The organism is Olleya sp. R77988 (genome assembly GCF_044594215.1).
In the GTDB taxonomy this organism is placed as follows: Bacteria; Bacteroidota; Bacteroidia; order Flavobacteriales; family Flavobacteriaceae; genus Olleya.
Genome location: NZ_CP138988.1, coordinates 2,151,796 through 2,163,977 on the forward strand (window position 1 = coordinate 2,151,796; position 12,182 = coordinate 2,163,977).

A 12,182-nucleotide genomic window follows, 5' to 3' on the forward strand; every position below is an offset into this window, starting at 1 on the left:
AATCCTTAATATTTAAAGAATTATCTTTTTAAATTGATGTTAATTTAGATATACTTGCTTTACAAATGTCTTCTTTTTAGTATATATAACTAATATCAAATGGTTCTCATCTGTGTTTAACTGGATAGTAGTTTTCTTCTTATTAATATTCTCTATGCTTTGTAAAAGGTTTTGATTAACATCATAGATTTCAACCTTTTTAATCTTGTTCTTATTTTTCTTGTTCTTTTGGTTTTTTAATTTGATTGTTAACTCATTTAAACCTTGATTATAGCTAATTTTTAATTTCTTGTTATTATTTAAAATTTCATCAGCATAATCTTCCTCAACGTTTTCAACTGTATCTTGAGCAGGTTCGTTAAAAGCAATATAAAATCTATCTGTATAGTTACCTGCGTCAATAGTATTGGTGTATGCTGTGTCAGTTATATTAGTATAAGTATTTAATAAAGCATCGTAGATATAGACATTTATAGGGTCTGTAAAATTTTCTAAACTTGTTACTTCAATTTTAGCTTCTCCACTTGCTTCACTGTACAACCCAAATAAGTATTGGCTAGTCTCTTGAAAATCGCCAACACCTTGTATAACGTATCTGTTATCTTCGATTAACCAGTTTAAATCATTTGTAAAAGGAGAGCTAACAGTTGCGTCAAATCCATAATCAACTCCATCTGTTGCAGAACCGTCTGATGTAAATCCTAAGATTAATTCTCTAGATGCACCACTTGGAGCAGTATATTCTAACCTAATGATTTTTATTTCATTTATTGCAGAAGCAGAACTTTTATTTACTGTGTTATTTAATGAGCTAGCAAAAATTGAATTACAAAAAGTAAATAGTAATAAAAGTAGGGTAGTTTTTTTCATGTCTAAGGGGTTTATCGGTTAAACGGTTAATTTCTTAGGCAAATATATGTGCAATATTGAAACTTAACTATTAAAAGCATATATTTTCGATGAAACGCTATTTTTGTTGTGAATATCGTTAAAATAATCGATTAAATGTAAATTAATCGGATTAAATACTATTCTATTGTTTTTAGGATTTGTTTATAATTAATAATTCAATAACTTTTTAAAATATTAAATTGCATTATAATTAAAAACTGTAGATATTAAAACAAAACATATATAATAATGACTGTAAGTGGAATTGTTTAATAAGAATTTAGTTACTCTTATACTTAATGCTATGCCAAAACCTAAAGGACAAAAAAACACAAAAAACAAAGCTAAACACTCTAAATTAATGGCTAAAAAGCTAAATAAAAAGAAAAAAGAAGAGTTGTTAAGAAAACAACGTTTAAAGGAGATTGTAAAGGTTTCAAAAGCCCAAAAAGAAGATATTTAGTTTTTTATACGTTAAAACATTAATTATTATAGCTACATCTTTTGTAAATGATTAATTTAGTAGCTTATAGTATTTTTTTTTAAATGAAATCAAAAAAATTAGGTTTAAACACTATTTGTGCTCATGTTGGGGAAGTTCCAGATGAGCAATTTAAAGGCGCGATTTCTCCAATATATTTATCATCCTCATATCAATTCATAGATGTAGATGTAAAACGTTATCCAAGATATTTTAATACACCAAATCAAGACTATTTATCAAAAAAAATAGCAGCTTTAGAGCATACAGAAACTGCTATGATATTTGGTTCTGGTATGGCAGCTATAAGTCATATGTTTCTTGCGTTTTTAAAATCTGGAGATCATATCGTTGTGCAAAACTCTCAATATGGAGGAACAACTAATTTTATAAGAGAAGAATTTCCAAAATTAAATATAGAATTCACCTTTACTAATGGATGTAAACTTGAAGATTTTGAAACAGCGATTCAGTCTAATACAAAACTAATACATATAGAATCTCCTTCAAATCCATTATTAACAATTACAGACATTAAGGCTGTAGCTAATTTAGGAAAGCTAAATAATATAGTGACTAGTATTGATAATACTTTTGCAAGTCCAGTAAATCAAAACCCAATAGATTTTGGAATAGATTTAGTGATGCATTCTGCTACAAAATATTTTGGAGGGCATTCAGACATTTGTGCAGGAGCAGTTGCTGGTCCAGAAGTACTAATGGATAAAATTTGGAATGTATCAAAAAATTATGGTGGTAGCTTAAGCGATTTTACCGTTTGGATGCTAGAACGTAGCATGAAAACCATGGGATTACGTGTAAAAGCTCAAACCAAAAATGCTGCAAAAATGGCTAAATGGTTGGATAAGCAACCGTTTGTTAAGCAAGTGTATTATCCAGGTTTGAAAACGCATCCAGATTATAAATTAGCAAAATCTCAAATGAAAGGTTTTGGAGCAATGCTATCTTTTGAGTTGATAGATAATATTGACTCTAATCAATTTATGAAACAATTAAAATTAATAAAAGCGTCGATGAGTTTAGCAGGAATTGAAAGCACTATTTTGTCTCCAGCACAAACATCCCATGCGTTATTAACACCAGAACAACGTAAAGATATTGGTGTAACTGATGGATTGATACGTTTTTCGGTTGGAATAGAAGCAGTCAAAGATTTAAAAAATGACATTATTCAATCTATAGCAACAATTAAAAATTAAATAACTAACTTAAACAATACATTTACAAATTTTCTAATAATTAACGATGCACAAAAAAAACAAACATGTAGAAGATTATAATTTTGATTTGCTTGCTGAAGCTTATCCAAATTTAGAGCCTTTTATTTTTACTAATGCAAATAATAAAAAAACCATTGATTTTGCTAATCCAAAAGCAGTTAAAGCTTTAAACGCAGCATTGTTAAAATTACATTATGATATTAATTTCTGGGAGTTTCCAGATCATTTTTTATGTCCACCAATTCCTGGGCGTGTAGATTATATTCATCATATTTCAGATTTATTACAACGTTCTAAACTTACAGAAGATATTACAGTTTTAGATGTTGGTACAGGAGCAAATTGTATTTATCCTTTATTAGGAAGTGCAGCATACGATTGGAATTTTATAGGCGTAGATAGTAATGATGATGCATTAGAAATAGCGCAAAATATTGTAGATCAAAACAATCTTCAAGACAAGATTAAACTGATAAAACAATCAGATGCAACACATGTACTTACAGATGTTTTAAAAGACACAGATAAAGTAACTGTAACTATGTGTAATCCTCCATTTTTTAAAAATGAAGCAGATGCACATCAAGCCACTCAAAGAAAACTAAAAGGTCTTGGACAGCCTACTGATGAAATGGTTAGAAATTTTGCAGGACAAGCACATGAGCTATGGTATAAAGGAGGAGAGAAAGCGTTTTTGCACACGTATTTATATGAAAGCTCTTTACTAAAAACACAAAGTTTTTGGTATACAAGTTTAGTCTCTAATAAAGATAACATTAAGACTATTAATCAATCTCTCAGAAAACTAGGCGCTACAGCAGTATTGACTATTGGTATGGATATTGGAAATAAGAAAAGTAGAATTGTTGCTTGGACATTTTTAACAGAACAACAAAAGCAAGATTGGAATAATAATTAATACAATGAAAGTAGATATATTAGCATTTGGCGCGCATCCTGATGATGTAGAGTTAGGAGCAGGAGGTACTTTGGCTAAAGAAATTGCTAAAGGAAAAACGGTTGTAATTGTAGATCTAACAAAAGGAGAATTAGGGACACGTGGTACAGAACACACACGTAAAACCGAAGCTGAAGATGCTAAAAATATATTAGGAGTTACTAATAGAGAAAATCTAGGGTTTGCGGATGGTTTTTTTATAAACGATAAGCAACATCAATTAGAAGTAATTAAAATGATACGTAAGTATCAACCAGAAATAGTGTTATGTAACGCTATTGATGATAGACATATAGATCATGGAAAAGGAAGTCAATTAGTTAGTGATGCTTGCTTTTTAAGCGGTTTAATTAAAATTGAAACCCAATTAGATGGAGTCTCTCAAAAACAATGGAGACCAAAGCAAGTCTATCATTATATTCAATGGAAAAACATAGAACCAGATTTTGTAGTTGATATTACAGGTTATATGGATGTTAAGATGAAAAGTGTATTAGCATACAAAACCCAATTTTTTGACCCTAATAGTAAAGCGCCAGAAACACCAATATCAAGTAAAAATTTTACAGATAGTGTAAAATATAGAGCTAAAGATTTAGGTAGATTGGTAAACGTAGAATTTGCAGAAGGCTTTACTGTAGAACGTTACGTAACAGTAAACAGTTTATTTGATTTAAAATAAAAATTTTAATAAAAACGTTTGCAATAACTACTAAATAATTTACCTTTGCACACGCATTATTAAATGCGCACAAATGGTGGTTGTAGCTCAGCTGGTTAGAGCGTCGGTTTGTGGTACCGAAAGTCGCCGGTTCGAACCCGGTCTTCCACCCAAAAGCAAAAAGCTTCTCTGAATAAGAGAAGCTTTTTTTGTGTATTGTATTTTGTTTAATTATTTAAGCTCCATTTTAAAGCCTTTTCTTTAGTGGCTCTAAAAATGGTATTATGCTTTTCATTAGGCTCATCAGAATACTTCCAAGTTAATTGTCTAGACGTATTTACTTCTAAGGTTTTTGCTAGTGTGTTAGTATGTATGGAAATATCTTCTGCACTAGATCCTGCAAACCAAAGCTTAGTGTTTTTATTTGGACGATTTTTTAAAAGCGAATTTGCATTTTTAGTTAGGTAATGATCATTCCACCATAATGATGGATCCATTGCAATATAAAAGTCAAAATAATTTGGATGTTGCAAAAAGGTTTCCATAACAAAAAGACCAGCTAATGACTCTCCAATGATTCCTTTTTTATTTGTAACCCTATATTTTTTGTTTATTTCAATAAACAATTCTTGAGTGATAAAGTTTCTAAAATTTGTTGCTCCATCTGTTAATGGACAATACTCTTCATCTTCTTTTACTGTTGATGCACCAGATAAATCTCTTCTTCTGTTTGTGTTTTCAATACCAACTAAAATAATTGGAGGAATGCTTTTTTCTTTAACAAGCTTAGCTATAGTATTTGCAATATGCGGAAAATCTTCTTTTATTCCACCATCAGGCATATATAAAACAGGAAAAGAACTGTCGCTATTATTATAAGAAGGAGGCGTCCAAACAGTAATAACTCTTGTCTCATTGACTTGTTTGGACTCTATTTTAAAGCTATCGTGTTTTGGTGTAGGGTCTATGGGCTGCGTTTTGTTATTACATGCAAAAACAAATAAAGACAATAGTATTAAGTAGTATGTGTTTTTCATTAGTTTAAGAGGTTTGTCAGATTGTTAAATTTTTATTTATAAAAAATGATTGTAATAAAAATAAGCAATATTGTTTTTAGTCGAAATCAAAATCATAGTCTCCATCCCAATCTCCTCCGCTGTCAAAGTCAAAATAATCATCAATAGAATCAAACATTTCAGATATATCAGACATTAAGTCAGAAATTGATAAATCAGAATCATACATAAAATCAATCCAAAACCAGTCGTCATAGTATTCATCATCGTTATTCGAACGCACAGTTGAAATTAATTTCAACTGTTCTAAAAGCTCAAATTTTAAGTTTTTTAGCAAGAAAATATTCCCTTGAAGAAACAAAATTAATTCTAATGCTTTGTCAGGATCTTTTTCAATTAAATTGCCAATATTTTCATCTACTTCATTTAAATATTCCGAAATATCCTTTTTTAGTTTATTCCCTTTTGGATTGGTCTTAAGCCAAGAGAAAATACTTGAAATTAAATCACTTTTGAAAAGGTCTTTGATGTGTAAATCACGAACAATTTCTTTTTTATGTTTGTATTCAGATGGAATTTCTTTAAATATAGCTCTCAAATATGCTTTTAGCTGAAAATAACTGTCTTCATCGATTTTTTCTGTAAAATATTCCTCAAACTTATTTGGTTTGTACTTTGTGTAATTTTTACCAGTTTCTACTATTACATATTCTCTTAAATGTGGGTCTCTTGGATGAGACCTTTTTAAACTTTTCTTTATTATTAAAACTTGCTTTAATGTCAAGTCAAATAAAGTTAGTTTTAAGAGTTCAATTAATTCTGTTTTTGGTTCTAAAATCAGCTTTGTTCCAGCTGGTTTTAATTCAGATAATCGGTAAACATTCGAATCTTTAAATTTCGAATTAGGACTAAACTTTATTATTTTATTATTGTATTTCAATATTTGTGGTAACGTATTTGTGTATGGTTAGTTGCTTGATTAAGTAACTAATTTAGAAAAATGAAACGAACCAGAGGAAATTCCGTAGGAATTTCCGAGTGCAAACAAACCAACCAAGCAATTGACTATACAAGTTGTTGTGGCTAGTTTATTTTTCTTTCAGTGTATTTTTTTTACCATTAATCATTACAAACTTTATTTTTTGATAATTATCAATTCTCATAGTAGAAAATTCATAAGTCAAACCAAAACAACAATTGCATGAACAGTAAGATTCTCCATATCCATGGTGAATTAAATTAATTGTATTGTCGTTAATTATATTTATGTCACACAAGAAATCGTGGCAACAATTACCATTAATTTTGGTCTTAATTATTAAAGTACTATCAGTTTCTATTATTTCAATAACTTCTTCAATTCCTGTGGGTTCTGATTCATTATCACATTCAGTGATTTTGACAGATTTAAGGTAAAGACCATAACCTTTTGCAATCTGTTGATTAATTGTTGAAGGTAAAATTGTTGTTCCGCTTAATTCGAATTTTTTAACTGATTCAATTTCTGTAGAGTCAATTTTTGTTATTGGTTCCGATTCTAATTTTTTTTCAGATTGATTTTTACACGAGTAAGAAAAAATCAGTATAATAAAGATTAAGAAAGTTCTTTTCATTTGTTTTGTTCAAATTGGCTACAACTAGTTATATCATTACTTTTATTCCTGATATTCTGTAAATAGGTCTAGATAAGTGTACTTTCTATTCCTCTTTTTTGTCCACTACAATTCTTTGGTCACGATTAGCTAATTCCCAAGCTGTATAAAAGACTAGTCTGGTTCTGTTTTCTAACAAATCGTATTCAATTTTATCTGGTGTGTCAGAAGGTTGGTGGTAATCGTCATGGGTTCCGTTAAAGTAAAAAATAACTGGAATATTGTTTTTTGCAAAGTTATAATGGTCTGATCTGTAGTAAAAACGGTTTGGATCATTATCATCATTATAAGTATAATCTAATTCTACATTTGCGTATTTACTATTAACCTCTTCTGATATATTGTGTAATTCTGTGCTTAATTTATCACTACCAATTAAGTAGATGTAATTACGGTTACCTTCTTTACGTTTTGGGTCTGTACGACCTATCATATCTATATTTAAATTAGCAACAGTATTTGCTAGAGGTAGTATTGGATCGTTATCTGTATAGTGTCTGCTACCAAGTAATCCTTTTTCTTCTCCTGTTACGTTTAAAAACACGATAGAGCGTTTTGGACCATGACCAGCTTTTTTTGCTTTTGCAAACGCTTCTGCAATTTCAATTAATGCAACTGTACCAGAACCATCATCATCTGCTCCATTATATACTTCTCCGTTTTTAACACCTTCGTGGTCTAAGTGTGCAGATAAAATTATGTATTCCTCAGGTTTTTCGGTTCCTTTTATGATTGCTGCAACATTTTCTGACGATAAGGATTTAGAGTTATTTGTAAAGTCTAAATCAAAATTAGTTTTTACTGATTCTGCTTTAAATGCAGAATCAAAATTGGTAATATCTTTATTAAAAATAGCTTTTACAGTTTCTGTATTGACTAAAAAGAAAAACATGTTTTTGTCATTACCAACTAAACTCATTCTTCCACTAGATCCACCATAACGTATTGCAGCCATAGCAAATACTTGTGGGTTATAATATAATACTGCTTTTGCGCCTTTCTTTTTTGCTATGTCACGTTTTAAAGCAAATTCTTGTCTAAATTTAGACCATTTAGACTCTTTTTTTGTTCCAGAAATAACATAAGTACCATCTTGGTTTTTAGGCTCTCCTGTCATAAAAAACACCACTTTTCCTTTAATATCTGGAGCATTAGTGTAGCTAGAAAACTTATCGTCTTCAATTCCGTATCCTAAATTAACAATGTCTGTAGCTTTTAATTGGCTAGTTTCCATTGGGTTAATAGACACAAAGTCTTCTAGATTTTTTAAAGTTTTTCCATTAATATTTAAAGCTACATCTGGTTTGGATTGTTTTTCTAAAGGTACGTTTTGGAAGTAGTTTCCGTCCTTTTTTGCTGCTGGTACACCATACTTTATGTAGTGTTCTTTTATAAAGTTAACTGCTTTTTTCTGACCTTCTTCTCCAGTTTCTCTACCTTCAAACTCATCCGAAGCGTAGGTGTAAAGTGCGGTTTTTAGATCTTGTTGAGTTATGGTTTGTGCATAAACACTTGGGTCTGCATCCTTTGTATTAGTTTTGTTTCCTTTTTGAGAGCTACCACATGCTACTAATAATAGACTTAAAGTGGCTATTGAAAATATAGATTTCATTTAAAAACGATTTAAATAGTTATACTTTCAAAAATACAAGAAAAAATAAGTTTAAGCACTTATTAGGTTGATTTTAATACAGAAAGTGATAATAATTAAATGTCTACGTTTCTAATAAGTTTACCTTCCATATTTGCTAAATACCAAGCTGTAGAAAATATTAATTTAGAACGTTTTTCTAATAATGGATAATTAATTTTATCTGCTGTATCTGTTGGTTTGTGGTAATCTGGATGCTCTCCATTAAAATAAAAGATAACAGGAATATCGTGTCTTGCAAAGTTGTAATGGTCTGATCTTGAATAGTAATGATTAGGATCATCTTCTGCATTATACCTGTAATCTAACTCTAGTTTTGTTGAACTTTGGTTAACCTTATCAGAAATGATATGAAGCTCTTTACTAATACGATCTGCACCAATTAAATACAAATAATCTGGATTGTTTTTATGTCTATCATCCACACGACCAATCATATCTATATTTAGATTTGCTATGGTTTTATCTAAAGAAAATAGTGGGTTGTTAGTGTAAAATAAAGATCCTTGCAATCCAATTTCTTCTGCTGTTAAGTGCAAAAATAAAATGCTTCTTTTTGGTCTAATTCCGTTACGTTCTGCAGTTTTAAAGGCTTGGGCAATTTCCATAATAGCAACAGTACCAGAACCATTGTCATCAGCACCAAAAAAAAGCTCAGCATTTTCTACTCCTAAATGGTCAAAATGACCAGAAATAATTAGGGTTTCGTCAGGATAGTCACTTCCTTTAATATAGGCAACAACGTTTTCTGATGCGTTAAATTTTTCTGGTAAAAAATCTTTTGGAATAATTTGGGTAAACGTAGAGTCTTTTCCTGCTGGCAAAAACCCTTCTTCTTTATAAAAATCTATTAAAAATTGTGCTGCTTTTTTCTGACCTTCTGTACCAACTTGTCTACCTCTAAATTCTTTTGAAGCAAAATGATATAAATTGTTTTTTAAAGCTCCTGAAGTAATGGTGTTTGCATATTTAGCTACTGTTTCTTGAGATTGTACAGTAATACTAGCTTCTAAATTTTCAATTTTAGTACTGTATTTTGTTTGAGAACAAGAGCCTACTAATGCTAATGCAGAAAGGATAAAAAAGGTTTTCATTTTAACTTAAAAAATTATCAGTCAAAGATATAGAAACTATACGTTTTGACCTAATGATATAAGCTAGTCAGGAATTATTATACCTTCTAAATCGTCAATAGATTCTTCTTCTAGTGTATCCTCTCTTAATTCTAACTCTTTTGTATCTCCTACTTCAGACACTTTATATATAGCTTTGTAAGTAGCTAATCCAAGAGTTATGATTGTTATTAGAAAAATGACCTGAATAATATGTGTGGATTGTCCTTCTTTTTTAGATTTTAAAAAAGCAATCAACCCAAATATAAAGGCTAAAATTGCAGGAATAAATGCTAATTTATAAAATGGTAATACTGCTAAAATCACTGCTAGAACAGCAAAAATAAGCCCTAAAATAATACTTGCTTTTCTCATGTTATATTAGTTTTTTAATCCAGTTGCAGATTTTAATTTTAACTCTCCACTTCCAACAGCTATTTTAAATTTAGCAAATACAGGAATTTTGTTAGCATCTGCAGTTAGCCACAACACATTACTATTGCTACCTTTTAAAACATTATTTCCTGGTACAGATATAGCTAGTTTAAAGCATTCTTTTTTACCAAAAACGGTGTTTATAGTTTCTTTAGCTAATAATTTAAAACTAAATTTAGTCTCTTTATTATCAAATAAAACAGTAAAAGTATCAGATGCTCCAATTGGCGCTTTATGGATGTCTAAAGTTCTAATTTTATAAATGGTAGAGACTATATCTCTTGTACCATAATTAATTTTTACATTCTTTTTTTGATCCCAAAAACCACTTTTATTGTTTTTGGTTTTCTTTCTAATTAAGCTATTTACCAAGTTTTTTTTGTGGTTGTACTTATATTTAACTTTTTTGTAATAACCACCTTCGTTAATTTCTCTATTATATAAATAAGGAGTTATAGTTTTTGGGTTGACGTAGCTTTCGTATAAATCTCTAATTTTAAAAAAACTATCAAAATCGCTATATGTTGTTGCGGTACATTTTAAACGTAATAGAGTAGAAGTACTTGTTTTGGTTTCGCTTGTTTCCATTTTAACTTCCGCAATATCTGTTAAAATACCAGACATATTATAAGATGCAGAAAAGGTTAGTTTTTCTCCTGCCTTAAATGCTTTATTGTCTTGTCCAAAAGTCAGACTTAGACTTAAAATAGTTATAAATAGAGTTAATTTAATTTTCATCAGATTGGTGTTTAAATGTCAAAGATATAACTTAACATTAATTGTGCCGAAATATTGTTTCATTAAATCAAATTGTGTTAATCATTTAATAATTAAGCTATACAATGCTAACTATTATGTATTTTTGTAATGTGATAAAAGTAATTTTACATAAATGTTTTTCTGTGCTTATGGCATTAGTCGTGTTGTTTTCAACATTGTCTTTTACTATAGAGAGCCATTATTGTGGCGACCATTTAGTAGATAAAGCTGTGTTTACTAAAGCTAAAAAGTGTGGTGCAGAAGCAGTCGTTGATGGTGTTATTGTAAAAACAAAACCTTGTTGTAAAGATATTATAGAGGTTGTTAAAGGTCAAGACCAATTAAATGTAAAAACTACTGAAGGTTTAGATGTTAACACACAATATCTAATCACTTCTTTTGTTTACACTTACTTCCAGTTATATCAAAGTTTGCCAAAACAAATTATTCCGCATAAAAATTATTTGCCACCAAACTTGATTATAGACTACCAAACCCTTCACGACGTTTATATAATTTGATACCATAGTTTTTAGTTTCCGCTTAAACGGAATGACTTAAAAATTAATTTTTATTAAATTATAAATTTCAATGATACATAAATATACAATTACAGGTATGACCTGTAATGGATGTAAAGCTTCCGTTGAAAAAGCTTTGCAACCTTTGAAAGGCATTACACAAGTTACTGTAGATTTAGAAAATGCAGAAGCAACTTTAACCTTTTCTCAATCTATAGCTTTACAAAAATTACAAGAGGCTTTACCTAGTAAATTCACTATTATAGAACAGCAAAAAACACAAAATGTATTTGCATCTACTTCAATAAGTAAAGAAGAGAAAAGCGACTTACAACAGTTGTTTCCTTTGTTTTTAATTTTTGGATATATTACAGTTGCTGCTATACTTATAAATTATAAACCATGGAATACGTCTAATTTTATGTTAGATTTTATGGGATTATTTTACATTGTTTTTAGCTTTTTTAAACTGTTGGATTTAAAAGGTTTTCCTAAAAGTTTTAAAATGTACGATCCTTTAGCAAAAGTTATTCCTGGCTATGGACTAATTTATCCTTTTATAGAATTAGCCTTAGGAATTTTGTTTTTAATGCGTGTACAAATACCATTAGCATTAATAGCTACTATCATTATTTTAGGTGTTACAACCATTGGTGTAACAAAAACTTTACTAAATAAAAAAGCAATACAATGTGCTTGTTTAGGTACAGCTCTTAAGTTGCCAATGACTAAAGCCACGTTTATAGAAAACTCTATAATGCTAGTTATGGCTATTTGGATGTTAATTAAAACCGTTAATTAATT

At 29.6% G+C, this 12,182-nt stretch carries 14 protein-coding genes and 1 tRNA gene; 7 read left to right on the forward strand and 8 right to left on the reverse strand.

Annotation, left to right across the window (positions count from 1 at the left end; genetic code table 11):
* Window positions 1-39 precede the first annotated feature (39 nt).
* Window positions 40-870: a hypothetical protein gene (locus SJY17_RS09770; protein ID WP_397362372.1), complete on the reverse strand. Its 831-nt coding sequence runs from the start codon at window positions 868-870 to the stop codon at window positions 40-42.
* A 325-nt stretch (window positions 871-1,195) separates the two neighbouring features.
* On the opposite strand from SJY17_RS09770, the gene SJY17_RS09775 reads away from it, so the two are divergent.
* The 5 genes from SJY17_RS09775 to SJY17_RS09795 all read left to right on the forward strand — a co-directional run bounded on the left by SJY17_RS09775 (window position 1,196) and on the right by SJY17_RS09795 (window position 4,404).
* Entirely contained in the window at window positions 1,196-1,354 is a 159-nt protein-coding gene (locus SJY17_RS09775; RefSeq protein ID WP_397362373.1) for a hypothetical protein, read from the forward strand.
* 83 nt (window positions 1,355-1,437) lie between these two features.
* Window positions 1,438-2,592, forward strand: a complete 1,155-nt coding sequence (locus tag SJY17_RS09780; RefSeq protein ID WP_397362374.1) for a trans-sulfuration enzyme family protein — start codon at window positions 1,438-1,440, stop codon at window positions 2,590-2,592.
* Window positions 2,593-2,638: 46 nt separating this feature from the next.
* Complete coding sequence (rlmF, locus tag SJY17_RS09785) at window positions 2,639-3,532, forward strand: 23S rRNA (adenine(1618)-N(6))-methyltransferase RlmF (protein ID WP_397362375.1); 894 nt, start codon at window positions 2,639-2,641, stop codon at window positions 3,530-3,532.
* Window positions 3,533-3,536: 4 nt separating this feature from the next.
* Window positions 3,537-4,253, forward strand: coding sequence for a bacillithiol biosynthesis deacetylase BshB1 (gene bshB1 / locus SJY17_RS09790; protein WP_397362376.1), 717 nt, complete (start codon window positions 3,537-3,539; stop codon window positions 4,251-4,253).
* Between the two features lie 75 nt (window positions 4,254-4,328).
* Window positions 4,329-4,404: transfer RNA gene (locus tag SJY17_RS09795), tRNA-His, on the forward strand.
* A 55-nt stretch (window positions 4,405-4,459) separates the two neighbouring features.
* Here SJY17_RS09795 and SJY17_RS09800 read toward each other — a convergent pair.
* The 7 genes from SJY17_RS09800 to SJY17_RS09830 all read right to left on the reverse strand — a co-directional run bounded on the left by SJY17_RS09800 (window position 4,460) and on the right by SJY17_RS09830 (window position 10,836).
* On the reverse strand, window positions 4,460-5,269 hold the full coding sequence (locus SJY17_RS09800; protein ID WP_397362377.1) for an alpha/beta hydrolase: 810 nt from the start codon (window positions 5,267-5,269) through the stop codon (window positions 4,460-4,462).
* Between the two features lie 76 nt (window positions 5,270-5,345).
* Window positions 5,346-6,188, reverse strand: coding sequence for a hypothetical protein (locus SJY17_RS09805; protein WP_397362378.1), 843 nt, complete (start codon window positions 6,186-6,188; stop codon window positions 5,346-5,348).
* A 148-nt stretch (window positions 6,189-6,336) separates the two neighbouring features.
* On the reverse strand, window positions 6,337-6,861 hold the full coding sequence (locus tag SJY17_RS09810) for a hypothetical protein (RefSeq protein WP_397362379.1): 525 nt from the start codon (window positions 6,859-6,861) through the stop codon (window positions 6,337-6,339).
* A gap of 85 nt (window positions 6,862-6,946) precedes the next feature.
* Window positions 6,947-8,512, reverse strand: coding sequence for a M28 family peptidase (locus SJY17_RS09815; RefSeq protein ID WP_397362380.1), 1,566 nt, complete (start codon window positions 8,510-8,512; stop codon window positions 6,947-6,949).
* Window positions 8,513-8,607: 95 nt separating this feature from the next.
* Window positions 8,608-9,645 (reverse strand): M28 family peptidase, encoded by a 1,038-nt coding sequence (locus SJY17_RS09820; RefSeq protein ID WP_397362381.1) that lies wholly within the window; start codon window positions 9,643-9,645, stop codon window positions 8,608-8,610.
* Between the two features lie 63 nt (window positions 9,646-9,708).
* Window positions 9,709-10,038 carry an FUSC family protein gene (locus tag SJY17_RS09825; protein ID WP_397362382.1) on the reverse strand — a complete coding sequence of 110 codons (330 nt, stop codon included), beginning with the start codon at window positions 10,036-10,038 and terminating at the stop codon, window positions 9,709-9,711.
* Between the two features lie 6 nt (window positions 10,039-10,044).
* On the reverse strand, window positions 10,045-10,836 hold the full coding sequence (locus tag SJY17_RS09830; protein ID WP_397362383.1) for a DUF3108 domain-containing protein: 792 nt from the start codon (window positions 10,834-10,836) through the stop codon (window positions 10,045-10,047).
* 116 nt (window positions 10,837-10,952) lie between these two features.
* Between SJY17_RS09830 and SJY17_RS09835 the strand changes: the two genes are divergently transcribed.
* Window positions 10,953-11,378: an HYC_CC_PP family protein gene (locus tag SJY17_RS09835; protein WP_397362384.1), complete on the forward strand. Its 426-nt coding sequence runs from the start codon at window positions 10,953-10,955 to the stop codon at window positions 11,376-11,378.
* Window positions 11,379-11,448: 70 nt separating this feature from the next.
* The gene (locus SJY17_RS09840) at window positions 11,449-12,180 is read left to right on the forward strand and encodes a heavy-metal-associated domain-containing protein (RefSeq protein WP_397362385.1); all 732 of its coding nucleotides are present in this window, start codon (window positions 11,449-11,451) and stop codon (window positions 12,178-12,180) included.
* Window positions 12,181-12,182 lie beyond the last annotated feature (2 nt).

Excerpts from the sequence above, each read along its gene's own strand:
- SJY17_RS09770 (WP_397362372.1), bottom strand. The coding sequence starts at position 870 with ATGAAAAAAACTACCCTACTTTTATTACTATTTACTTTTTGTAATTCA.
- SJY17_RS09775 (WP_397362373.1), top strand. The coding sequence starts at position 1,196 with ATGCCAAAACCTAAAGGACAAAAAAACACAAAAAACAAAGCTAAACAC.
- SJY17_RS09780 (WP_397362374.1), top strand. The coding sequence starts at position 1,438 with ATGAAATCAAAAAAATTAGGTTTAAACACTATTTGTGCTCATGTTGGG.
- rlmF (WP_397362375.1), top strand. The coding sequence starts at position 2,639 with ATGCACAAAAAAAACAAACATGTAGAAGATTATAATTTTGATTTGCTT.
- bshB1 (WP_397362376.1), top strand. The coding sequence starts at position 3,537 with ATGAAAGTAGATATATTAGCATTTGGCGCGCATCCTGATGATGTAGAG.
- SJY17_RS09800 (WP_397362377.1), bottom strand. The coding sequence starts at position 5,269 with ATGAAAAACACATACTACTTAATACTATTGTCTTTATTTGTTTTTGCA.
- SJY17_RS09810 (WP_397362379.1), bottom strand. The coding sequence starts at position 6,861 with ATGAAAAGAACTTTCTTAATCTTTATTATACTGATTTTTTCTTACTCG.
- SJY17_RS09815 (WP_397362380.1), bottom strand. The coding sequence starts at position 8,512 with ATGAAATCTATATTTTCAATAGCCACTTTAAGTCTATTATTAGTAGCA.
- SJY17_RS09820 (WP_397362381.1), bottom strand. The coding sequence starts at position 9,645 with ATGAAAACCTTTTTTATCCTTTCTGCATTAGCATTAGTAGGCTCTTGT.
- SJY17_RS09825 (WP_397362382.1), bottom strand. The coding sequence starts at position 10,038 with ATGAGAAAAGCAAGTATTATTTTAGGGCTTATTTTTGCTGTTCTAGCA.
- SJY17_RS09830 (WP_397362383.1), bottom strand. The coding sequence starts at position 10,836 with ATGAAAATTAAATTAACTCTATTTATAACTATTTTAAGTCTAAGTCTG.
- SJY17_RS09835 (WP_397362384.1), top strand. The coding sequence starts at position 10,953 with ATGTATTTTTGTAATGTGATAAAAGTAATTTTACATAAATGTTTTTCT.
- SJY17_RS09840 (WP_397362385.1), top strand. The coding sequence starts at position 11,449 with ATGATACATAAATATACAATTACAGGTATGACCTGTAATGGATGTAAA.